Genomic DNA, 21,357 nt, shown 5'->3' on the forward strand with positions numbered 1-21,357 from the left:
CCGTCTTTGGACTAGCGCGGATTGTGCCATCAGACCAGAGACTTCGACATGCGCGCGTGCAGGGGCTGGTGCAAGACTGGCCGTGATATCATATCTCGGGCATGAGCAAGATCACGGATCTTTGGCGGGGCCACCTGCCGCTGGGCGATGCCTTCTGGACCTGGGCCGTGATGGGCGGTCTGTTGGTCAATGTCGCGACGAGCGGGATCTTTCTGTGGCTCATCACAAATGACCATCCGATCCCGGCGCTGCTGGTGGGCTATGGCCTCTCGTTGCCCTATAACGCCTTGGCGACGGTGGGGGTCTGGCGGTCGGCTGCACGCCATGACGGGCCGCAGGTTCAGGCGGACGTCGCGCGCGGCGCAGTGCTTGTGCTGATGGCGGGGTTGAGCCTGACATGAGCGCTGCGCGCGCGCCCTTCGGCACTGATCCGATGGCCCGGATCGACGGGTTCGTCGCGCGGTATTTCACATGGCCCGGCAGCCTCAGGCTCAACCGTATGGCGCTAGGTTGGGACATTGCGCGGGCTCCTGCCAACCTGCTGCTCTCGCCGGTGCTGGTGCTGCCGCGCCTGCTGGCATGGGTGCTGATGCGGCTGGGTTTGGGTCGCGCGGCGGGCTGGTTGCGCGGGCGGCGCATCGTGATCCGGACGGCGGTGGCCGCGCAGGTCGAGGCCGCCGTTTTGCACGACCTGCTGGACGTGTCCTTGCCGCAGGGCATCCCCCGCGACCGGGCCGCGACGGCGCGCGCCATCCTTGCCGCCCCGTCGTTTCGCGCCGCCGTCCAGCGCTGCGGCAGTATCGAGGGTGCGCAGGCGATGGCCGACCGGGTCGCGGGCGCGCTGGGCGATTACAGCGGCACGCGGTCTGCCATGGCCGAGATCGTGACCGCCTTTCTCACGCTGGTCTTGGGCGCGATGGTGTTCCACGCGCTGACGCCCGGCATGATCTCGATGGCGCCCGGTGTCGCCGGGGCATTGGCGCACAGCGTCGCCATTGCGGATTTCCCGCTGGGCGACCGGCTGGGCGGGGTCTGGTATGGGGTGTTTCCGGTCGGCCCGTCGCCCGGTCTTGTCGCGGCGAGTTTCGCGGGGCTGTTGTTGATGGGGTCGACCGTCACCGCCTTTGCCGGGATCGTCGCCGACCCTTTGCAGGTGCGCACAGGGCTGCACCGCCGCCGCCTCGTGCGGTTGATGCACGTGATCGAGGCGGAACGCTCGGCCTGCCCGGGCGCGGGATTTGCCGCGCGCGAGCATCTGGTGATGCGGGTCTTTGACCTGTGGGACACAGCGCTGGCTGCGCTCAGGGTCTTTCGCGGCTGACGCTCAGGTCAGGGACGCGCAGAAATCCTGAATCCGTGTGCAGGCGTCGCGCAGCGTCTCGTCATCGGTGGCGTAGCTGATCCGGAACGCGGGCGAGAGGCCGAAGGCACTGCCGAAGACCACGGCCACGCCCTTTTCCTCCAAGAGCGCCTTGGCGAAGGTCTCGTCGGTGTCGAGGAATGTGCCCGCCGCCGTCGTCTTGCCGATCAGCCCGGTGATGGAGGGGTAGACGTAGAACGCACCCTCGGGCACCGGGCAGACCATCCCGTCGATTTCGGACAGCATCGAGACCACCAGATCGCGGCGGCGTTTGAACATCTCGTTGTTGGTCGCGATGTAATCCTGCGGGCCGTTCAGCGCCTCGACCGCGGCCCATTGCGAGATGGTGCAGGGGTTCGAGGTCGATTGCGACTGGACCTTGCCCATTGCCTTGATGACCTCGACCGGGCCTGCGGCATAGCCGATGCGCCAGCCGGTCATGGCATAGGCCTTGGACACGCCGTTGCAGGTCAGCGTGCGGTCATAGAGCCCCGGCTCGACCTGCGCGGGCGTGGCGAATTCGTAGTCATCGTAGACAAGGTGTTCATACATGTCGTCGGTCATCACCCAGACATGGGGATGGCGCATCAGCACATCGGTGAGCGCCTTGAGTTCGGTGGCCGTGTAGCCCGCACCCGTAGGGTTCGAGGGCGAGTTGAAGATGAACCACTTGGTCTTGGGCGTAATCGCGGCCTCCAGATCCTCGGGCGTGATCTTGTAGCCGTTCTGGCTGGGTCCTTCGACGAAAACGGGCGTGCCGCCTGCCAAAAGTACCATGTCGGGGTAGCTGACCCAATAGGGGGCGGGGATGATGACCTCGTCGCCGGGGTTCAGCGTGGCCATCAGCGCATTGTAGAGGATCTGCTTGCCGCCGGTGCCCACGGTGACCTGCGCAGGGGTGTAGTCGAGATCGTTGTCGCGCTTGAACTTGGCGCAGATCGCCTTTTTCAGCTCGGGGATACCGTCGACGGCGGTGTATTTCGTTTTCCCCGCGACGATGGCCGCGATGGCCGCGTCCTTGATGTTTTGCGGGGTGTCGAAATCGGGCTCGCCCGCGCCCAGACCGATGACATCCTTGCCCTGCGCCTTGAGCTCGGCCGCGAGGTTGGACACGGCGATGGTCGGCGAAGGTTTCACGCGCGCGAGCGTGTCGGAAAGGAAGGGCATCGGGTCGCGTCCTCGTTGGGCCGGCATCCGTGTCAGGGTGTCGGGTGGCGTTTCACTGGCTTCACCATTAGGGTGCACCCCGGTCACGATCAAGCGGCGAACAAGCAGCGGAGGGGACACGACATGACGACGGACGTGCAAGAGGGACCGGGTTGGTATGACGGCGATACCGCCACTTTCGGCGACCGGATGACAGGTGCACGCGAGGCGGCGGGGTTGAGCCAGACCGAGCTTGCGCGGCGCATGGGGGTCAAGGTGAAAACCGTGCAGGGGTGGGAAAACGACCAGTCAGAGCCGCGCGCCAACAAGCTGCAGATGCTGGCGGGCATGTTGGGCGTTTCCATCATGTGGCTGCTGACGGGGCGGGGTGACGGGCTGGACGGGCCCGAGACGCCCGAGGCGCTGAGTGATGATCTGGTCGCATTGCTGGGCGATCTGCGGGCGCTGAAGGTTGACCAGGCGCGGTTGGCGGATCAGATGGGGCGGCTGGAAAAGCGGCTGCGGCTGGCGCTGTCGAACAAGGTTTGAAAATGACGAACGAGACACGCGAGATCCGGCTCAAGCGGTTGCGGATGCGGGCGGGGCATAGGGGGATCAAGGAAATGGACCTGATCCTGGGTGGTTGGGCCGAACGGCATCTGGCCACGGCCGATGACGCGACGCTGGACGCTTTCGAGACGGTTATGGCCGAGGCAGATCAGGATCTTTACCAGTGGGTTTCCGGGCAGGCAGAGCCGCCTGGCTCGCTCAGGCCGTTCCTCGAACGGCTCAGGGCCGAGTTCATGGCGGGGCGCTGAGATTTTGCCGCGCGCTTAACTCAATCTTTGCGAATCTTGTGCCAGTCAGGGGGGTGAAGCACCAAGATGCGGAGCCCATGATGAGTATGCACGCGCCCCTTGCGACGACCCGGTCGGCATTCCTGTCCGGCTATCTCGAATCGCTGTCGTTGGTGGAGCGGTTGCACCGTCTGCTGCTCGACGTCATCAAGGATGAATTCGAAAGGCTGGGCATCCTCGACATCAACGCGGTGCAGGCGCTTTTGCTGTTCAACATCGGCGAGCATGAGGTGACGGCGGGGGAGTTGAAGACGCGCGGTTACTATCAGGGCTCCAACGTCAGCTACAATCTCAAGAAACTGGTGGAGATGGGCTACATGCACCACCAGCGCTGCGAGATCGACCGCCGGTCGGTGCGCGTGCGCCTGACCGAAAAGGGCCGCCATGTGCGCGAAGTGGTGGGGGCGCTGTTCGCCCGCCACGCCGACGGTCTGGAACGGCACGGGGTGCTGGGAGCTGACGGGATCGACCGGGTGAACCATTCGCTCAAGCGGGTGGAGCGCTACTGGACGGATCAGATCCGGTACATCTACTGACGACCTGAGGCTTGGCTCAGCCCCCCGCCGCCTCTTCGCCCGCGATCAGCGGCAGATCATGCCCCGCCGCTGCAAGCGCCGGTCGGATCTGGGTGCGGATCGAACGCTCCGTCACCGGGCCGCGGAAATGCAGCACCACGGTTCCCGTCTCGTCTATGAAGAAGGTCTCGGGCATCGCCACCACGCCCCAGTCCGCACCATTGCGGGCCTGCTCGTCCCGACCGATGGCGTCATAGGGATTGCCCAGCTCGTCCAGAAACCCCAGTGCCTGATCGATGCGATCGCGGTAGTTCACGCCATAAAGCGGCACGCCTGCCTCGGCCAGCGCGGTCAGGACGGGATGTTCGGTGCGGCAGGGCGGGCACCAGCTGGCGAAGAAATTGACCATCACCAGACCGTTGCCCTCCAGCGCGTCGCGGGTCAAAAGCGGTGTCTGCCCCAGCGGTTGAAGGTTCAGGTCCGGTGCCTCGCGCCCCTGACGGGCGGAGCGCAAGGACTGGGTGTCGACGCCTTGCTGCATGGCGTCTTGCGTGTTCATCAACTGGTATCCGGCAATGCCGAAGAACCCCATGGTCAGCGCCACGGGCAGGGCCATCAGCCAGTTCATCCTCATGTCGTGCGGTCCCGGCGGCTTTCCACCTGTTCAAGCCGAGCGCGGATGCGGCGCGCCTTCCAGATCGAGGCGGCGATCACGGCGAAAAGCAAAATCAGCGACACGCCGTAGGAGGACAGCACGGGAACGGCATAGGTGCCAAGATCGGGCATCATGGTCAGGCCATCCTTTCCTGCGCGATCAACGCCTTGAGGCGCCGCGCGCGGATCTCGGTCTGGGTGCGGTAGAGCACGAGGGCAAGGAACAGGAAGCCAAAGCCGGCCAGCGTGATGACTAGCGGATACCAAAACACATTGGCGATGTTCTGTTCGCGGTCGAGCGACAGGGTCGCGCCCTGATGGAGGCCCTGATTCCAGAACACCAGTGCGTAGCGCGAGATGATGGCAAAGACCGACCCCACGAGGCACAACACGGCGGTCAGATCGGCCGCGCTGTCGGGATTGTCGATGGCTTCCCATAGGGCCATGTAGCCGAGGTAGAAGAGGAACAAGATCAGGAAGGACGTCAGCCGCGGGTCCCATTCCCACCATGTCCCCCACATGGGCTGGCCCCAGAGCGCGCCGGTGGCCAAGGCGATGACGGTGAAGACCATGCCCACCGGGGCTGCAGCCTTGGCCGCCAAGGCGCTGACGTGGTGACGCCGGATCACCCAGATCAGCGAGGCGACCAGCATCATCAACCATGCGTTCACCGCCATGATGGCCGACGGCACATGGACATAGATGATCTTGACCGTCGATCCCTGACGGAAGTCATCAGGCGTGAAGAAGAACCCCCAGACAAGACCGGTCACAAGGCAAAGCCCCGCGATCCCTGCCGTCCAAGGCAGGAGGAAGGCGGAGGTCGCCATGAACTTGCGCGGGTTCGCATATTCCCAGAACGATGCCATGAGGCGCAACTTAATCGGGGCTGATTGCGCTCACAATGGGTCAGAGGCGCGCGCCTCTAGCGCAGATTGACGCGGAGGGCGCTTGCGGCGGCGAAGGGCAGAATCGCAAGGCTGCCCAAGGTGATGCCCCCCACCAAGATGAGCGGTGTCAGCGCGTCCTGCCCGGTTGCGCCGCGCGCCACGGTCAACGCGCCGAAGATCAGGGTGGGCACGTAAAGCGGCAAGACCAGCAGCGAGAGCAACAGCCCGCCGCGCTTGACGCCCACGGTCAGCGCCGCGCCAAAAGCTCCGATTGCCGACAGCGCGGGCGTGCCCAGCACAAGCGACGCCATCAGCCAGAGGTAGCCGGGGCCGGGCAGGTTCAGCAACAGCCCCAGAACCGGAGAGACCAGCACCAGCGGCAGGCCGGTGGTGATCCAATGCGCCAGCGCCTTCATCGCGGCCAGCCCTTCGAGGGGCACGGGCGAGGTGGCGATCAGGTCGAGCGTCCCGTCTTCCCAGTCGAGCTGAAAGATGCGGTCGAGCGACAGAAGGCAGGCCAGAAGCGCGCCCAGCCACAAGATACCCGGCGCGATGTCGGACAAGATGGCGGTCTGAGGGCCGACACCAAAGGGCACCAGCGTGGTAAAGATCAGGAAGAAGGCCAGCGAAAGGCCGAACCCGCCGCCCGCGCGGATCGCAAGGGTCAGGTCGCGCTTGAGCAGGCCGATCATCCCATCCGCTCCGCGAAAGGGTCGTCGGTGCGGATGCGCTTGGCGACGAAGGGCGTGATGTCGAGCGTCGTGGCGTCAGGCAGGCCAAGGTCGATATGGGTGGCGATGACGGCGCTGCCACCGGCCGCCAGATGCGTCGTCACGGCGGCGGCGAAGCGGGCGACGTTTTCGGCGTCCAACGACACCGTCGGCTCGTCGAGGCACCAGACCGGGCGGCCCGTGACCAGAAGGCGCGCCAGCGACAGGCGCCGTTTCTGGCCCGCCGACATCTCGCCCGCCCGGCGGTCGAGGAGCGGCGTGAGGTGAAAGGCCGCGATCGCGGGCGCGGGGTCGCGTGTGCCAAAGACGCCGGCCCAGAACAGCAGATTTTCCATGACCGTCAGTTGCGATTTCAGCCCGTCAGCATGGGCGGCATAGGCGATGGCGTCGGGGTCGGCCTCGATCGTGCCGGCCAGCGGCGGGGTCAGGCCTGCCAGCGTGCGCAGCAGCGTGGTCTTGCCCGCTCCGTTCGGGCCGCGCAAGATCAGCGCCTGACCGGGTGCCACGGCAAAGCTGACGCCAGCAAGGATCTGGGCGGGGCCGCGGGCACAGGCAAGGTCGGTTACGCGCAGGTTCATGCTTGGCAGCGGTAACTGATTGACGCGGCTAGGGGAAGCGGCCTCAGAGCGGCCAGACGATCAGGATGGTCGGGACCGAGACGGCGATGACGATGATCTCGAGCGGCAGGCCCATGCGCCAGTAATCGCCAAAGCGGTAGCCGCCCGGCCCGAGGATCAACGTGTTGTTGTTATGCCCGATGGGCGTGAGGAAGGCGGCGGAGGCGGCGACAGCGACCGCCATCAGGAACGGGTCGGGCGAGACGCCGAGGCTTTGGGCCATGGTGATGCCTACAGGGGCGGCGACGATGGCGGTGGCGGTGTTGTTGAGCACATCCGACAGCGACATGGTGACGACCATCAAGACGGTCAGGCTGACCCAGACGGGCAGGCCATCGGTGGCCGTGATCAGCCCGCCCGCGATCAGCGAGGTGCCTCCCGACGCCTCAAGCGCCGCGCCCAGCGGGATCATCGAGCCGATCAGCACCACGACAGGCCATTCGATATGGGTGTAAAGCTCGGACAGGGGCACGACGCGCAGGGCGATATAGCCCAGCACAACGATCCCCAAGGCAATGGGCAGATAGATCAGCCCGAAGGAGGCAAGGATCACGGCGGCGGCGAACAGCCCGATTGCAGCCCATGCCTTGTGGTCTTGCGTCACGGCCAGCCCGCGGCTTTCCAGCGCCAGACCGCCCAGCCAGTCGACGACCTCGTCGGCGGTGTCGGCGGGGGTGAGCAGCAGCAAGATGTCGCCGGGCCGGACAATCTCATGGCGCAGGCGCCGGGTGATCTGCTTGCCGCGCCGCGACAGACCCACGATCACCGTCGATTTGCGCCAGCCCAATCCGATGGACTGCGCCGAACGCTCCGAGATCCGCGCGCCGACGGGGATGGCCATCTCGACCAGCGTGGCACCGTCGCTCAGGCGTTCTGCGGCGGGGCTGTCAGCCTCGACGATCTGCAGGCCAAGGGTTGTGCGGAACTCGTCAAGGGCTTCGGGTTCGGCTTCGATGACGAGAATGTCGCCGGCCCTGATCTTGAGGTTCTGGCGGGGGCCAAGCCTCCGGTCGCCGTCGCGCGTAAGGCCGAGGATCGACGCGCCGGCCTCTTCGGCCGATGCCATCAAGTTGCGAAGGGGCGTATCGACAAGCTTGTGATCCTCGGGCACGGCCAGTTCGGCAATGTAGGGGGTGACGCTCTTGAGCGTGACGCCCGCCGCGCCGTCGTCGCGGGTCGGGATCAGTCGCCAGCCCGCCAGCGCCACGAAGCCCAAACCCGCGACGGCGACAGCAAGGCCCACGGGGGCGAAATCGAACATGGCGAAGGGTCGGCCCAACGACTCCTCGCGGATCGCGGCGATAATGATGTTGGGCGGCGTGCCGATCAGGGTGATCATCCCGCCGAGGATGGTGGCGAAGCTCAGCGGCATCAGCGACAGGCCCGGGTTGCGCCCTGCCTTGCGCGCGGTGGCGATGTCGACGGGCATCAGAAGGGCAAGGGCCGCGACGTTGTTCATGAAGGCCGAGAGCACGCCGCCGATGCCCCCCATGATGGCGATATGAGCGCCCAGGCTGCGGCTGCTGTCGACCAGCGTGCGGGTAATGAGCAAGACCGCGCCCGAGCGCACCAGCCCGGCGGAGACGACCAGAACAAGCGCCACGATCAACGTGGCCGGGTGGCCAAAGCCGGCAAAGGCATCCTCGGTCTGCACCACCCCCAGCAGCACGCCGGCCATGAGCGCCGAGAAGGCGACGATGTCATAGCGGATGCGACCCCAGATCAGCAAAGCGAAAACCGCGCCGAAGAGCGCGAAAAGGGTGATCTGATCCGGTGTCATCACCGTGTACATAGGTGTGCCGGGCCTCCGGCGAAAGCGGGGGGCATTGCCCATGGCGCGCGCGATGCGCTAAGGAGCGCGCGATCAGGACCACACAGCATGTCGAGGAACCCATGGCAGGCCATTCCAAATGGGCGAATATCCAGCACCGCAAGGGGCGTCAGGACAAGCTGCGCGCCAAGGTCTTTTCCAAGATGTCCAAGGAAATCACCGTCGCCGCCAAGATGGGCGATCCCGATCCCGACAAGAACCCGCGCCTGCGGCTGGCGGTCAAGGAAGCGAAATCAAGCTCCGTCCCCAAGGACGTGATCGAGCGCGCGATCAAGAAGGCTGTCGGCGGTGAGGCCGAGAATTACGAGGAAATCCGCTACGAGGGCTATGGTCCTAACGGCGTCGCGGTGATCGTGGAGGCGATGACGGACAACCGCAACCGCACCGCGTCGAACGTCCGCTTGCTCTTTGCCAAGCATGGCGGGAATCTGGGCGAGACCGGATCGGTGGCCTTCATGTTCGAGCGCAAGGGGCAGGTGAGCTACCCCGCCAGTGTGGGCGATGCCGATACGGTGATGATGGCCGCGATCGAGGCGGGCGCCGAGGATGTGGAGTCGGGCGAGGAGGAACATGTCGTCTACTGTGCCGATACCGACCTGAACGATGTCTCGGCAGCCCTTGAGGCGGCTTTGGGCGAAAGCCTGTCTACCAAGCTGGTCTGGCGGCCGTCCACCACGACCGATCTGGGTCTTGAGGATGCGCAAAAGCTTATGAAGCTGATCGACGCGCTTGAAGACGACGATGACGTGCAGACCGTCACCGCGAATTTCGAGATCTCCGACGAGGTGATGGCGCAGCTGTAATCAGGGGGCGGTTGCGTGGCAGTTGTCAGCAGCCCCCCCGCCCGAGCCGACCAAGCGCCCGCGCGATGGCGCGCGCATGTAGTCGTCCGCCTTGGGGCGAACAGCGTCACGTTGCCCTTCTTCGGATGGCAGCGTGATCTTTACCTTTCCTTAACCAGTGTCGTCCGGTGCTTTATCTATAAAGCGTAAAGTCACGTCGGCTTGATAAATTTACCCTGCAATTGCAGGAATTTATCGGAAGAGTATCGAGTTGTATCGAAAGATGCTTCCTTGCTTCCGAAGATCTGTTGCGGCGAGAGGGTCTGCAGGACTACGCCAAATCAGCATCTGCACAAGGTAGCGATTTGATGAACACCCAGACCCAAGCCTTCACTCCCGATCAAAGCGTTGCAGCATTTGACGATGTCGCGGTATCGCCCAAGATACTTGCGATTGTAATGGCAGCGCTTTTTGGGGGGCTTGGGGCAGTGGCACTGGCGGCCTTGTCCGGGTTCGGAATCTGGGGCCTCGTCGGGTCCTATATCGTCGGTAATTTTGGCGTCGGTAGCCTGCTTCTGATATACTTGGGCACCAGGTAAACGCGACACCCGCGATGGCCTTGTGACCTCAAGGACGCGTTCGCCGGCCTCAAGCCCCCGACCCTTGATCTTTGGGGGGATTTCAGCGACACCGCCCGGGCGAAGGACAATAGAGTCAGGGCTTTTCCATGCGTATCACGATGATCGGGACGGGCTATGTCGGCCTTGTGTCGGGGGTGTGTTTCTCGGATTTCGGGCATGACGTGATCTGCGTCGACAAGGATCCGAAGAAGATCGAGATGCTCAAGGCGGGCAAGGTTCCGATCTATGAGCCGGGTCTCGAGGCGTTGATGGCGCGCAACGTGGAGGCGGGGCGGCTGTCCTTCACCACGGAGCTCGCGCCTGCGGTGGATGGGGCGGAAGCGGTCTTCATCGCTGTTGGGACGCCGACGCGGCGGGGCGACGGGCATGCCGACCTGACCTATGTGATGGCTGCCGCCGAGGAAGTGGCCAACGCTCTGACCGGATATGCGGTGATCGTGACGAAATCGACGGTGCCGGTGGGTACCAACCGCCGCGTCAAGCAGGTGGTGGCCAAGGCCAACCCGCAGGCCGAGTTCGATGTGGCGTCGAACCCCGAGTTTCTGCGCGAGGGCGCGGCCATCGACGACTTCATGAAACCCGACCGCGTGGTTGTGGGCGTGCAGACCGAGCGCGCGGCCGAGGTGATGGCGGACATCTACCGCCCGCTGTTCTTGCGAGAGTTTCCGATTGTCACGACCGATCTCGAATCGGCCGAGATGATCAAATATGCGGCAAATGCGTTTCTCGCGACCAAGATCACCTTCATCAACGAGATCGCGGCCCTGTGCGAACGGGTGGGCGCGGACGTCAAGGAAGTGTCCAAGGGCATCGGCCTCGATGGCCGGATCGGCAACAAGTTCCTGCATGCCGGCCCCGGCTATGGCGGGTCGTGCTTTCCCAAGGACACGCAGGCGTTGGCGCGGATCGGCCAGGACAATGCTGTGCCGCAAAGCATCGTGGAAACGGTCATCCGGGTAAATGACACGGTCAAGCACCGGATGATCGAAAAGCTGCGCGACCTGTGTGGGGGCACGTTCAACGGCAAGACGATCGCCGTGCTGGGCGTGACCTTCAAGCCCAACACCGACGATATGCGCGATGCGCCGAGCCTGACCATCGTGCCCGCGCTGGTGGGCGGCGGGGCAAAGGTGCGGGTGGTCGATCCGCAGGGCAAGCGCGAGGGCGAGGGGCTCTTGCCCGGTGTGGTCTGGGCCGAGGACCCCTACAAGGCGGCGCAGAACGCCGATCTTGTGGTGATCTTGACCGAATGGAACGAGTTCCGGGCGCTGGATCTCAAGAAGCTGGCCAAGAAGATGGCGAGCCCGCGCATGGCAGACCTGCGCAACATCTATTCGGTGCAGGACGCCAAGCGCGCCGGGTTCGAGGCCTATGAGTGTATCGGGCGCCCCGGCATGGCGCCCGCCTGAGACGCGCGCGGCCGGGCATGACGCCCGCCTAGGCTGCCCGCGGCGGGGCGGTGCTGGAGCCGCGCAGATCGGCCAGCACGGCGGCGCATTCGGGGTCGCTTTCGGCCAGATGCAGCGTCGCGCGAAGCATGCCGCCCTTTGACCCGCAGTCGAAGCGCAATCCCGAGAACCGCATGCCCGACAGCCCCACGGCGGCCGCGCCGCGCGCGATGGCGTCGGTCAACTGTATCTCGCCGCCCGCGCCGGGGGCTTGGGTGGCCAGATCGTCGAAGATCGAGGCATCAAGGACGTAGCGTCCGACCACCGCCTCGCACGATGGTGCGGCTTTCGGGTCAGGCTTTTCCACCATGCCATCGGCGCGGAGCAGGGCGCCGTCGCGGCCCGTGACCGAGAGGATGCCGTATTTCGACACCTCTTCGGCGGCGACCGTCATGGTGGCCACCATGTGACCGCCCGTATAGCCCGCGACCATTTCGGACAGGCAGGGCGCGCCAAGGATCAGGTCATCGGGCAAGATCACGGCGACAGGCCCCGGCAGGACATGGTCGCGCGCGCACAGTACGGCATGGCCGAGGCCAAGAGGTTGGTCTTGCATGGTAAAGACCACGTCATCGGCCTCGGGGCAGAGGGCCGCGTCCTGCAGGGCTTGGGCCAGATCGTCTTTGCCGCGGGCGCGCAGGTCGGCGCGAAGGCGCACGTCGTCCATCACATGGCGTTCGATAGCCGATTTGGAGGGGTGGCTGACGAAGATCAACCGCTCGACGCCTGCCGCCTGCGCCTCGTCGATCGCGTACTGGATCAGGGGCGTGTCGAGCACCGGCAGCAGTTCCTTGGGGGTCGCCTTGGTCGCCGGCAAGAAGCGGGTGCCAAGGCCTGCGACGGGAAAGATGGCGGTGCGGACGGGGGATGTCATGGCGTCTATCTCCTTGTTGGTTGGGTTGCGCTGCATTGCAGCACAATAGCAAATCGCCGCGGAGAGTCAAAAAACGACACAATATTGTCGTTTTATCTCATTTTTCTCGCCTGAAATTCAAGCGGAGCGCCAAAATTGAGAACAATTCGTGCAGTTCAACATCCGCCCGTGAGGCGATCCGAGCGTCAAGACCCGTTGTTTTGCGGCCGCGGCATTGATTTTTCGCAAAAGAGATGCAACATTTGCGACATGGATAGTCTGTAAGCGACCATATGCTGTGTGCCCCCCGGGGCATCCGCCCATTCCGCCCGACCCTGTGGCAGACCCTGCGAGGACACATGAGACATCAGCCGCTTTCCGGCGACCCTTTGCCGTCCCACGCCCATCCCTATCGCTCCGCCGCCGTCATCGGTGCGGGCGCCTGGGGAACGGCGCTTGCCGCCACCTTGGCGAAAGGAGGCGTGTCGACACGACTTTGGGGCCGTGACCGGGCGGTGGTCGACGCGATCAACGCAACGCGCCGCAATGAGCGGTTCTTGCCGGGTGTCACGCTGCCCGAAGCGCTGCTGGGCGTGCACCAGATGAAGGCGGCGCTGCAGGGCGCCGAGGTCGTGCTGATCGTCGTCCCCTCGCGCTCCATCCGGTCGGTTGCGCGGCAGGTGGCCGAACATCTGGCGGCGGGGGTGCCCGTGGCGGTCTGCGCCAAGGGGATCGAGGCGGAAACCGGCCTGTTGATGACCCAGGTCGCCGAGGAGGAGCTGGGCCGTCGCCCGGTCGGCTGCGTCTCGGGGCCGACCTTTGCGGTGGAAACCGCGCTCGGTCATCCGACGGCGGCGACGGTCGCCTTTCCCTTCAGCTACGCCGACCGGCTCAAGCCCGCCGAAAGCCCTGCCGTGCGGTTGGCGCTGGCGCTCTCGACGGAGAGCTTCCGGGCCTACGTCTCGGATGATCTGGTGGGTGTCGAGATCGGCGGCGCGCTCAAGAATGTCATCGCCATTGCCTGCGGCATGATGACCGGCGCGGGCTTTGCCGAGAACACCCGCGCGGCGCTGATCACGCGCGGCCTCGACGAGATGAAGACACTGGCCGAGGCGCTGGGCGGGCGGCGTGAAACGGTCACCGGCCTGTCGGGCGTGGGCGATCTGACGCTGACCTGTTCAAGCCCTACCTCACGCAACATGGCGCTGGGCCTGCAACTGGGCCGGGGCGTGGCGCGTGCAGCCTGTTTCGACGGCGAGACGGTGGTGGTCGAAGGCGAGATGAACGCCACCTCGGTCACTGACCTTGCGCGCAAGCTGGGGGTGCGTCTGCCGATATGCGAGACTGTGCGCGCCATCCTGCACGAGGGGCGGCCCTTGGGCGAAGCCTTTGCCGCGCTTTGGGCGCGCCCCATCGAGGCGGAACCGCGCGCGATGGACCTGTCGTTTTCCCATCCCGCAACCGACCAAGACATTGCAACACTTGCAGAAAGGATCTCATGACCCGTCACGAAACCTTCCCGACCAAGACCATCGCCGACAAGGATTTCGTCCTTGCAACCGACCTGGACGGTACTTTCCTCGGAGGCACTGACTCAGAGCGCCGCCAGTTCTACGACTGGATCGAGGCCAGCCGCGCCCGCGTCGGGCTGATCTTCGTGACCGGGCGCGATCCGGGCCATATCCGCGACCTGACCCGCAAGCGCGGCGTGCCAAGGCCCGATTTCGTGGTGGGCGATGTGGGCACCACCATCGCAGAGGTGGATGAGGACCATTTCCTGTCGCCCATCGGCGAGCTTGAGGCCGAGATCGAGGCGGCTTGGAACAATGCGGGCATGCGGGTGCAGGCGGCGCTGCAATCGGTGCGGGGGCTCAAGCTGCAATCCTCGGGGTTTCGCTACCGCGTCAGCTACGACATGGACCCTGCGGCTTTCGATGCCGGTGCGCTGGATGTGATCGCGGGGCTGGGGCTGGATGCGTTGATCTCGGACAACCGCTATTTCGACGTGCTGCCCAAGGATGTGAGCAAGGGGCCGTCTTTGCTCAGGCTGCTGACGCATCTGGGTGTGGACAACCGCAAGGTTCTGGTCGCGGGCGATACGCTGAACGATCTGTCCATGCTGGCCATGGGTCTGCCCGCCGTGGCGGTGGGCAATTCCGAGCCGGCGCTGCTGGAGCAGGTGGCGGGGTTGGACCATGTGCATGCCGCGCGCCAGCACGGTGTCGCGGGCATCGCCGAGGCGATCTTGCACCACAAGCTGTATTCGTAAGGGGAGGGCAGGGGAAATGGCATCCGAACTCGTGATCGTCTACCATCGCCAACCTTATGAAGAAGTTGAGGAAAACGGCAAGACCGTGTTCCGCGAAAACAAGAGCCCCAATGGCATCGTGCCGACGCTGAAAGGGTTCTTCGGCCATGTGAATCACGGCGCATGGGTGGCGTGGAAGCTGGCCGAGGACCCGGAAAACCCCGGGTTCGAACAGCGGGTCGAGATCGAGGATGCGCAAGGGCGCTATACGGTGTCGCGGCTTGCGCTGACCGAGCATCAGGTGCGCGAGTTCTACCATGTCTCCTCAAAAGAGGCGTTCTGGCCGATCCTGCATTCCTTCAAGGAACGCTACAATTACGACCCCGTCGACTGGGACAATTTCCAGGAGGTCAACCGGCTGTTTGCCGAGGCCGCCGCCGAGGAAGCGGCGCAAGGCGCGCTGGTCTGGGTGCATGATTACAATCTGTGGCTGGTGCCGGGCTTTCTGCGCGCGATCCGGCCCGATCTGCGCATCGCCTTTACCCACCACACGCCCTTTCCGTCGGCCGACATGTTCAACGTGCTGCCATGGCGCAAGCAGATCGTGGAAAGCCTGCTGGCCTGTGACGACGTTGGCTTCCACATCCCGCGCTATGCCGAGAATTTCGTTTCGGTGGTGCGCAGCCTGTTCGATGTCGAGGTCTCGCCCCCTGTCCGCGTGCCGGGCAAGTGGTTCACCGAAGGCACCGCGCTGACCGAACGGGTGATGCATGAGCGGATCACCCATGAGGGCCACGAGACGAGCGTCAGCGTCTGTCCGCTGGGCGTGGCTGTGGCGTTCATCGAGGACCGTGCCCGCCGCCCGGAAACCGAGGCGCGGGTCAAGGAGATCTGGCAAGATCTTGGCCAATCCAAGCTGATCCTTTCGGTGGGGCGCACCGATTACACCAAGGGCGGCGCGCAGCAGTTGCAGAGTTTCGAGCGCGTGCTGGAGACCAACCCGGATTTGCGCGGCCAGGTGCGGCTGATGCATGTCTCGGTGTCTGCCAACCGCAACATGTCGTCCTACGAGGATATCCAGACCGAGATCGAACAGATCGCGGGGCGCATCAACGGGCGCTTTGGCACGCTCGAATGGCAGCCCGTGGCGCTGATTTCCCGCGCGATTCCCTTCGATGAACTGGTGTCCTACTACCGGGCGGCGGATGTGGCGTGGATCACGCCCTTGGCGGACGGCATGAACCTGGTGTGCAAGGAATTCGTGGCCTCGCGCGTGGATGGCGAAGGGGTGCTGGTCTTGTCGGAATTCGCGGGTGCGGCGGTCGAACTGGGGGATGCGCTGATCGTCAACCCGTTTTCCTACCGGGCGATGGATCGCACGATCTTGCAGGCGCTGGCGATGGAAGGCTCCGAGCGAAGCCACAGGATGGAGCGGCTGCGCGCGGCGGTGGCCGAAAACGATCTGGGCCAGTGGGGGCCGGGGCGGCTGGTCGTGGCCCCGGGGCCCAAGCGCGCGGCGTGACCGCAGAACGGCTGTTTTCCCCGCCGCAAAACCGCAGTTTTGCCCCCAGGTCGCCCCGGCGTGCCTGCGCACCCGGATTGGGCTTGCAGTGCCTCGCCCACAACCCTAGAACGGCGCAAATTTCGTGACGCCATCGGGTTGTCCCGGGTCGCAATCTGCTGCCCGGTCCGGCCCCGACTTTCGTGAGGATGCGATGCAGATCACCGAGACCCTGGCCGAGGGCCTGAAGCGCGAATACCAGATCATCATCACCGGCGCGGACCTGGACGCCCGGGTGACCGAAAAGCTGGTGGAGGCGCAGCCCGAGGTTGCCATGAAGGGCTTTCGCAAGGGCAAGGTTCCGATGGCGCTGTTGCGCAAGCAGTTCGGCCCCCGCCTTTTGGGCGAGGCGATGCAAGAAGCGGTCGATGGCGCGATGCAAGACCACCTGCAGGGCAGCGGCGACCGCCCCGCCATGCAGCCTGACGTCAAGATGGTGAACGAGAACTGGAAAGAGGGCGACGATATCGTTGTCGCCATGTCCTACGAGAAGCTGCCCGAGATCCCAGCAGTGGATTTCAAGGCGGTGAAGCTTGAGAAGCTGGTCGCCAAGCCCGCCGATGCCGATATCGACGAGGCGCTGGGGAACCTTGCTGCGAGCGCGCAGAATTTCGAGACCAAGAAGGGCAAGGCCGCCGATGGCGATCAGATCGTGATCGATTTCCTTGGCAAGCTCGATGGTGAGCCCTTTGACGGCGGCGCGGCCGAGGATTACCCGCTGGTGCTGGGCTCGGGGTCGTTCATCCCGGGCTTCGAGGAGAAGCTGGTCGGCCTGAAGGCGGGCGACGAAAAGTCCATCGACGTCACATTCCCCGCGGAATACGGCGCTTCGCATCTGGCGGGCAAGGACGTGGTCTTCGACATCACGGTCAAGGAAGTGAAAAAACCCGTTCCGGCCGAAGTCGATGACGAGCTGGCCAAGAAATACGGTGCCGAAAGCCTTGACGCGCTGAAAGGCCAGATTTCCGAGCGGATGGCGGCCGAATACACAGGCGCTGCACGTCAGGTGCTCAAGCGCAAGCTGCTGGACCAATTGGATACGCTGGTCGAGTTCGACCTGCCCTCAAGCCTGGTCGAGGCCGAGGCAGGCCAGATCGCCCACCAGCTGTGGCACGAGGAAAACCCTGAGCATCAGGGCCATGACCACCCCGAGATCACGCCGACCGATGAGCACAGCAAGCTGGCCGTGCGCCGTGTGAAGCTGGGCTTGCTTCTGGCCGAGTTGGGCCAGAAGAACGAGGTCAAGGTCTCGGACGCAGAGATGACGCAGGCGATCATGATGCAGGCCCGCCAGTATCCGGGGCAGGAACGCGCCTTTTTCGAGTTTATCCAGAGCAACCAAGCCGCGCAGCAGCAGATCCGCGCGCCGCTGTTCGAGGACAAGGTCATCGATTTCATCGTCGAACTGGCCGAGGTCACCGAGAAGCAGATCACCAAGGACGAGCTTAAGGCCGCGGTCGACGCGCTGGAAGACGAATGATCCTGCGCCCGGTCGGGCGTCGGTAGAGGATCGGATGGGGGCGGCGCCGAAAGCGTCGCCCTTTTTCATGCGCCCGCGTTGTTTTTCTAGCGCGGCGGTCTGACCCTGCGTAAACTCAGACGGTGACGGCAGGGTCAGGGTTTCCGCAATATCGGTTCGCTCTTTAAACGGGCAAAACGCTGGCATGTCGTATAACGGGCCCGGAACGCCGAGCGGGCCGAACCATCATGTGGAAGGAAATCCCATGCGTCTTTTCGCACTAAGTCTTTTTGGTGTGCTGGCCTGCAGCACCGCCGCCGTGGCTTGCCCGGCGCTGAACATGTCGCAAGGCGCGACCAGCCTTGGTATGGACCAGCTGTCCAGCTCGCAAAGCATTTCGCTGACGGCCGGTGGCGAGAATCGGCTGGAGCAATGCGGGCTCGGCATGCTCGGCTTCGGGCAGTTCCGCTCGGTGCCGGATTATTCCTTTGTGGTCACCGGCGACATCAGCCGTAATGTGGTGCTGGCCGTGACATCCGATTGCGATGCGACGATGCTGGTCAATACCGCAGACGGTCAGTGGCATTTCAATGATGATGCGAACGGCAACCTCGACCCGCGCCTGACGATCCCCGCCGGCGCGTCGCTTGATGGACAGGTCGATGTCTGGGTCGGAACCTTTGCCGGCGGCGAATGCGCCGCGACGCTGAACATCGCGCAGGCCGGTGCGGCGATCCCCGTCGCGCCGCCGACGATCAGCGCACCTTCCGGCGCGGCCGGTTTCGCCCTTGCGCCGCCGCCCGCGGCAATGCCTGCGCCGCTGCCCGTGGCGCCTGCGCCCGGCGCCTCGCTGGGTGGGACGACGGTGGTGCCTATTCCGCAAGCGCCCGCCCCGATCGTGCCGCAGCCGCAGGCGCCAGTGCCCGTTCAGGTGCCCCAGCCCATCCCGGTTCCGGCGCCCATCCCGATGCCCGCCGCGATCTGCCCCAATCCCAACATGGTTGGCCCGTCCCTGACGCTGACCGGGGGGCAGTTGCTGCAGCCGCAAGCCTATGTGGCGCAGATCGGCGGGCAGTACGCGCTGGCCGATTGCCCCGGCATTCCCGATGCTTGGGGCAACGTGAACGAGGCGCCGAGCTTCACGCTCTACATGTCGCAGATGGATGGTTATCTGCTGACCACCGACGTCGCCTCGGATTGCGATCCTGTCCTGTTGATGCGCGACGCCTTTGGGCAGTGGCATTTCAATGATGATACCAATGGCTTGCAGCCGCAGCTTCAGGTGAACGGGACGTCCCTGAATGGCCGGGTCGATTTCTGGGTCGGCGGGTTCGGAAGTTCGGCCTGCCAAGGCTCGATCACTTTCCGCACCGCGTCGATGACCCCGCCGGTCGTGGGGGGCTGCCCGAACCCGAACCTGCAAGGCGTGCCTGTTTCGACTACGGGTCAGGCGCTGTACAGCCCGACAGATTACTTCACCACTGCTGGCGGTAGCCAGCAGTTGAACAACTGCGGCCTGCCGGTTTTCAGCAGCGGCTATTTCAACGCGCAGCCGAATTTCAGCTTCTTCCTGTCGGGCATGCAGGACTACGGACGGCTGGAAATCGAGGGCGAGGCATCTTGCGATACCGTGCTGCTTGTCCGCACACCTGATGGTCAGTGGTATCTTGACGATGATTCGAACGGCAACTTCAACCCGCGGCTGGACCTGTTCAACACCTTCATGCTGAACGGCCGGGTCGATGTCTGGGTCGGAAGCTACACCGGCGTGAGCTGTCCTGCGACCATCGAGATGGAGACTTGGTACAACTGACCCGACGCGCCATCCTGCGTCGCATCACCCCCGGGAGCCGAGCGCGCCCGGGGGTTTTCTTTTGCGCTCTAGCGCGACAGGCGCATGAGGCGGGAGGCACCGCCTTCGTCGGTCACAAAGAGGATCGATCCGTCATCATCGATGGCTATGTCGCGCACGCGGCCAACACCCTCGGCCAGACGTTCCTCGCCCGCCACCACGTCCCCGTCGAGATCGAGGCGCACGACCGCCTGCGCGATCAGTCCGGCGGCCAGAATGTCGCCCTGCCAGTCGGGGAACATCGCGCCGTCGTAGAAGACCATGCCGCCCGGGGCGATCACCGGGTCCCAATAGTAGCGCGGCGCGGTGAAGTCGGGCGCATGGTCGGCGCGGCCATCGCCGATCTCCGATCCGTTGTAGTTCACGCCGTAGCTGGCGACGGGCCAGCCATAGTTGCCGCCCGGTACGATCAGGTTCAACTCGTCCCCGCCCGCGGGCCCGTGTTCCAGCGTCCAGAGCCGTCCGGTGGCGGGATCGACGGCAGCGCCCTGAAGGTTGCGATGGCCATGGCTGTAGAGCTCGGGCAGGGCGCCTGCGACCTCGAGAAAGGGATTGTCGGGCGGGGGGCTGCCATCGGGCCCAACACGGATCACGGCGCCATAGCTGGTGGCGCGGTCTTGCGCGCGTGCGGCGTGGCGCATCCGGTCGCCTGTGGTGATCACGAGCGTTCCGTCGGGCAGGGGCACGACCCGGCTGCCGAAATGCCCGGGGGTCGCGTCGGGGGGCGTCTGGCGAAAGATTTCCGTGACGTCGTCGAGCCGGGTCATGTCGGGCGACAGGGTCGCGCTGACGGCGGCGGTGGCGGATTGGCCGCCGCCCGTGGGTGCTGCGAAGGTCAGGTAGATCACGCGGCTGTCGGAGAAATCGGGAGCCAGCGCCAGATCGAGCAGCCCGCCCTGCCGTTCGGCCACCACCTCGGGCACGCCGGTGAAGGGGGCGGAGACCCTGCCATCGCGGGAGATGTGGTGCAGATCGCCGCCGCGCTCGGTGACAAGATAGCCAGCGTCATCGGGCAGCACCTCGATGGCCCATGGGCTATCGAGACCGTCCGAAACCATGGAAAGGGCAGGGGCCGGGTTCGTTACCTGCGCGGGCGCCCGCGTCTGGGCGGCGAAGGCGGGCGTCACCTCGGGGCGGTTCGCGGCCCCGTCGGGCCAGGGTTCGCCCGGTGTCTGGGCTGTCGCCTGCGTGCCAGGCAAGGCGAGAAGGGCGGCAAGGCTGAGGGCGTGGCGCATGGTCATGTCTCCTGTCGTCTTGTCCGGAACGAAATAGGCCGCACCCGGTGGGTGCGGCCTGACATTTTCGCGAGCGATTCAGCGTCGAGCTTAGCGGTCGTCGCCGTCCTCGTCGCCCTGCGCGCTGCCGATGTCGTCGAAAAGTTCGGCGATCTCGAATTCGGCGGCGGCCTCTTCCTCGGCGGCAAGCTCCTGGATCGTCTTGCCCGATGCCTGAAGCTCGGCCTCTTCGACGGAACGTGCGACGTTGAGCACGATCTCGACCTCGACCTCGGGGTGGAGGACGACTTGAACCGCGTGCAGACCCAGTTCCTTGATCGGCTTTTGCATCACCACCTGACGGCGGTCGACGCTTAGGCCGGCCTCTTCGGCGGCATCTGCCGCGTCACGGGGCGTGACCGAGCCGTAGAGAGCACCCGCGTCGGAGGCCGAGCGGATGATGACGAAACGCTGGCCGTCCAGACGGGCGGCAAGAGATTCGGCCTCGGTCTTGGTCTCGAGGTTGCGCGCCTCGAGCTGGGCTTTTTGGGCCTCGAAGGTCTTGAGGTTGGCGGCATTGACACGCAGCGCCTTTTTCTGCGGCAGCAGATAGTTGCGGGCGTAACCGTCCTTGACGTTCACAACCTCGCCCATCTGGCCGAGCTTGGCGACACGTTGCAGAAGGATGACTTCCATCG

23 protein-coding genes are annotated in these 21,357 nt (G+C 64.9%); 13 read left to right on the top strand and 10 right to left on the bottom strand.

Going from position 1 to position 21,357, the window contains the following annotated elements; genetic code table 11:
* Positions 1-101 precede the first annotated feature (101 nt).
* Both C7455_RS00710 and C7455_RS00715 read left to right on the top strand, forming a co-directional pair.
* Positions 102-401 (top strand): hypothetical protein, encoded by a 300-nt coding sequence (locus C7455_RS00710; protein ID WP_109664163.1) that lies wholly within the window; start codon positions 102-104, stop codon positions 399-401.
* Complete coding sequence (locus tag C7455_RS00715) at positions 398-1,321, top strand: DUF6635 family protein (RefSeq protein ID WP_109664165.1); 924 nt, start codon at positions 398-400, stop codon at positions 1,319-1,321. Before C7455_RS00710 ends, C7455_RS00715 begins: the two co-directional genes overlap by 4 nt.
* A 3-nt stretch (positions 1,322-1,324) precedes the next feature.
* On the opposite strand, the gene C7455_RS00720 is transcribed toward C7455_RS00715, so the two are convergent.
* Positions 1,325-2,527 carry a pyridoxal phosphate-dependent aminotransferase gene (locus C7455_RS00720; protein ID WP_109664168.1) on the bottom strand — a complete coding sequence of 401 codons (1,203 nt, stop codon included), beginning with the start codon at positions 2,525-2,527 and terminating at the stop codon, positions 1,325-1,327.
* A gap of 123 nt (positions 2,528-2,650) precedes the next feature.
* Here C7455_RS00720 and C7455_RS00725 point away from each other — a divergent pair, with 123 nt between their 5' ends.
* The 3 genes from C7455_RS00725 (at position 2,651) to C7455_RS00735 (ending at position 3,899) form a co-directional block, all read left to right on the top strand.
* Positions 2,651-3,055: a helix-turn-helix domain-containing protein gene (locus C7455_RS00725; protein ID WP_109664170.1), complete on the top strand. Its 405-nt coding sequence runs from the start codon at positions 2,651-2,653 to the stop codon at positions 3,053-3,055.
* 2 nt (positions 3,056-3,057) lie between these two features.
* Positions 3,058-3,324 carry an FAD assembly factor SdhE gene (locus C7455_RS00730; protein WP_109664174.1) on the top strand — a complete coding sequence of 89 codons (267 nt, stop codon included), beginning with the start codon at positions 3,058-3,060 and terminating at the stop codon, positions 3,322-3,324.
* A gap of 80 nt (positions 3,325-3,404) precedes the next feature.
* Positions 3,405-3,899: a MarR family winged helix-turn-helix transcriptional regulator gene (locus C7455_RS00735; RefSeq protein ID WP_109666024.1), complete on the top strand. Its 495-nt coding sequence runs from the start codon at positions 3,405-3,407 to the stop codon at positions 3,897-3,899.
* A gap of 16 nt (positions 3,900-3,915) precedes the next feature.
* Here C7455_RS00735 and C7455_RS00740 read toward each other — a convergent pair whose 3' ends face one another.
* The 6 genes from C7455_RS00740 to C7455_RS00765 are packed head-to-tail and all read right to left on the bottom strand — an operon-like array spanning position 3,916 to position 8,550.
* Positions 3,916-4,512, bottom strand: a complete 597-nt coding sequence (locus C7455_RS00740) for a DsbE family thiol:disulfide interchange protein (RefSeq protein ID WP_281269393.1) — start codon at positions 4,510-4,512, stop codon at positions 3,916-3,918.
* Positions 4,509-4,667: a heme exporter protein CcmD gene (ccmD, locus tag C7455_RS00745; RefSeq protein ID WP_109664179.1), complete on the bottom strand. Its 159-nt coding sequence runs from the start codon at positions 4,665-4,667 to the stop codon at positions 4,509-4,511. Before ccmD ends, C7455_RS00740 begins: the two co-directional genes overlap by 4 nt.
* Positions 4,668-4,669: 2 nt before the next feature.
* Positions 4,670-5,401, bottom strand: a complete 732-nt coding sequence (locus tag C7455_RS00750) for a heme ABC transporter permease (RefSeq protein WP_109664182.1) — start codon at positions 5,399-5,401, stop codon at positions 4,670-4,672.
* Positions 5,402-5,457: 56 nt separating this feature from the next.
* Positions 5,458-6,114, bottom strand: a complete 657-nt coding sequence (gene ccmB, locus C7455_RS00755; RefSeq protein ID WP_109664184.1) for a heme exporter protein CcmB — start codon at positions 6,112-6,114, stop codon at positions 5,458-5,460.
* Positions 6,111-6,731 carry a heme ABC exporter ATP-binding protein CcmA gene (gene ccmA, locus C7455_RS00760; protein WP_109664187.1) on the bottom strand — a complete coding sequence of 207 codons (621 nt, stop codon included), beginning with the start codon at positions 6,729-6,731 and terminating at the stop codon, positions 6,111-6,113. The genes ccmB and ccmA overlap by 4 nt, the downstream gene beginning before the upstream one ends.
* Positions 6,732-6,774: 43 nt before the next feature.
* Positions 6,775-8,550 carry an SLC13 family permease gene (locus C7455_RS00765; RefSeq protein ID WP_109666026.1) on the bottom strand — a complete coding sequence of 592 codons (1,776 nt, stop codon included), beginning with the start codon at positions 8,548-8,550 and terminating at the stop codon, positions 6,775-6,777.
* Between the two features lie 113 nt (positions 8,551-8,663).
* On the opposite strand from C7455_RS00765, the gene C7455_RS00770 reads away from it, so the two are divergent.
* The 3 genes from C7455_RS00770 to C7455_RS00780 all read left to right on the top strand — a co-directional run bounded on the left by C7455_RS00770 (position 8,664) and on the right by C7455_RS00780 (position 11,433).
* Complete coding sequence (locus C7455_RS00770) at positions 8,664-9,404, top strand: YebC/PmpR family DNA-binding transcriptional regulator (protein ID WP_109664189.1); 741 nt, start codon at positions 8,664-8,666, stop codon at positions 9,402-9,404.
* A 347-nt stretch (positions 9,405-9,751) separates the two neighbouring features.
* Positions 9,752-9,982, top strand: a complete 231-nt coding sequence (locus C7455_RS00775; protein ID WP_109664192.1) for a hypothetical protein — start codon at positions 9,752-9,754, stop codon at positions 9,980-9,982.
* Positions 9,983-10,110: 128 nt separating this feature from the next.
* Complete coding sequence (locus tag C7455_RS00780) at positions 10,111-11,433, top strand: UDP-glucose dehydrogenase family protein (RefSeq protein ID WP_109664194.1); 1,323 nt, start codon at positions 10,111-10,113, stop codon at positions 11,431-11,433.
* Between the two features lie 28 nt (positions 11,434-11,461).
* On the opposite strand, the gene C7455_RS00785 is transcribed toward C7455_RS00780, so the two are convergent.
* The gene (locus tag C7455_RS00785; protein WP_109666028.1) at positions 11,462-12,346 is read right to left on the bottom strand and encodes a UTP--glucose-1-phosphate uridylyltransferase; all 885 of its coding nucleotides are present in this window, start codon (positions 12,344-12,346) and stop codon (positions 11,462-11,464) included.
* 338 nt (positions 12,347-12,684) lie between these two features.
* Between C7455_RS00785 and C7455_RS00790 the strand changes: the two genes are divergently transcribed.
* From C7455_RS00790 to C7455_RS00810, 5 genes are all read left to right on the top strand, one after another.
* The gene (locus C7455_RS00790; protein ID WP_109664197.1) at positions 12,685-13,827 is read left to right on the top strand and encodes an NAD(P)H-dependent glycerol-3-phosphate dehydrogenase; all 1,143 of its coding nucleotides are present in this window, start codon (positions 12,685-12,687) and stop codon (positions 13,825-13,827) included.
* Complete coding sequence (locus C7455_RS00795) at positions 13,824-14,594, top strand: HAD-IIB family hydrolase (RefSeq protein ID WP_109664199.1); 771 nt, start codon at positions 13,824-13,826, stop codon at positions 14,592-14,594. The genes C7455_RS00790 and C7455_RS00795 overlap by 4 nt, the downstream gene beginning before the upstream one ends.
* A gap of 16 nt (positions 14,595-14,610) precedes the next feature.
* Positions 14,611-16,095, top strand: a complete 1,485-nt coding sequence (ggpS, locus tag C7455_RS00800) for a glucosylglycerol-phosphate synthase (RefSeq protein WP_109664202.1) — start codon at positions 14,611-14,613, stop codon at positions 16,093-16,095.
* A 193-nt stretch (positions 16,096-16,288) separates the two neighbouring features.
* A complete protein-coding gene (gene tig, locus C7455_RS00805) occupies positions 16,289-17,614 on the top strand; it encodes a trigger factor (protein WP_109664204.1) in 1,326 nt (441 codons plus the stop codon).
* A 244-nt stretch (positions 17,615-17,858) separates the two neighbouring features.
* Positions 17,859-19,406, top strand: a complete 1,548-nt coding sequence (locus tag C7455_RS00810; protein WP_109664207.1) for a hypothetical protein — start codon at positions 17,859-17,861, stop codon at positions 19,404-19,406.
* A 68-nt stretch (positions 19,407-19,474) separates the two neighbouring features.
* Here C7455_RS00810 and C7455_RS00815 read toward each other — a convergent pair whose 3' ends face one another.
* On the bottom strand, positions 19,475-20,680 hold the full coding sequence (locus C7455_RS00815) for a PQQ-dependent sugar dehydrogenase (RefSeq protein WP_109666030.1): 1,206 nt from the start codon (positions 20,678-20,680) through the stop codon (positions 19,475-19,477).
* 90 nt (positions 20,681-20,770) lie between these two features.
* The gene (gene rplI / locus C7455_RS00820) at positions 20,771-21,355 is read right to left on the bottom strand and encodes a 50S ribosomal protein L9 (protein ID WP_109664209.1); all 585 of its coding nucleotides are present in this window, start codon (positions 21,353-21,355) and stop codon (positions 20,771-20,773) included.
* Positions 21,356-21,357 lie beyond the last annotated feature (2 nt).

This window comes from Roseicyclus mahoneyensis, assembly GCF_003148775.1.
Taxonomy (GTDB): domain Bacteria; phylum Pseudomonadota; class Alphaproteobacteria; order Rhodobacterales; family Rhodobacteraceae; genus Roseicyclus; species Roseicyclus mahoneyensis.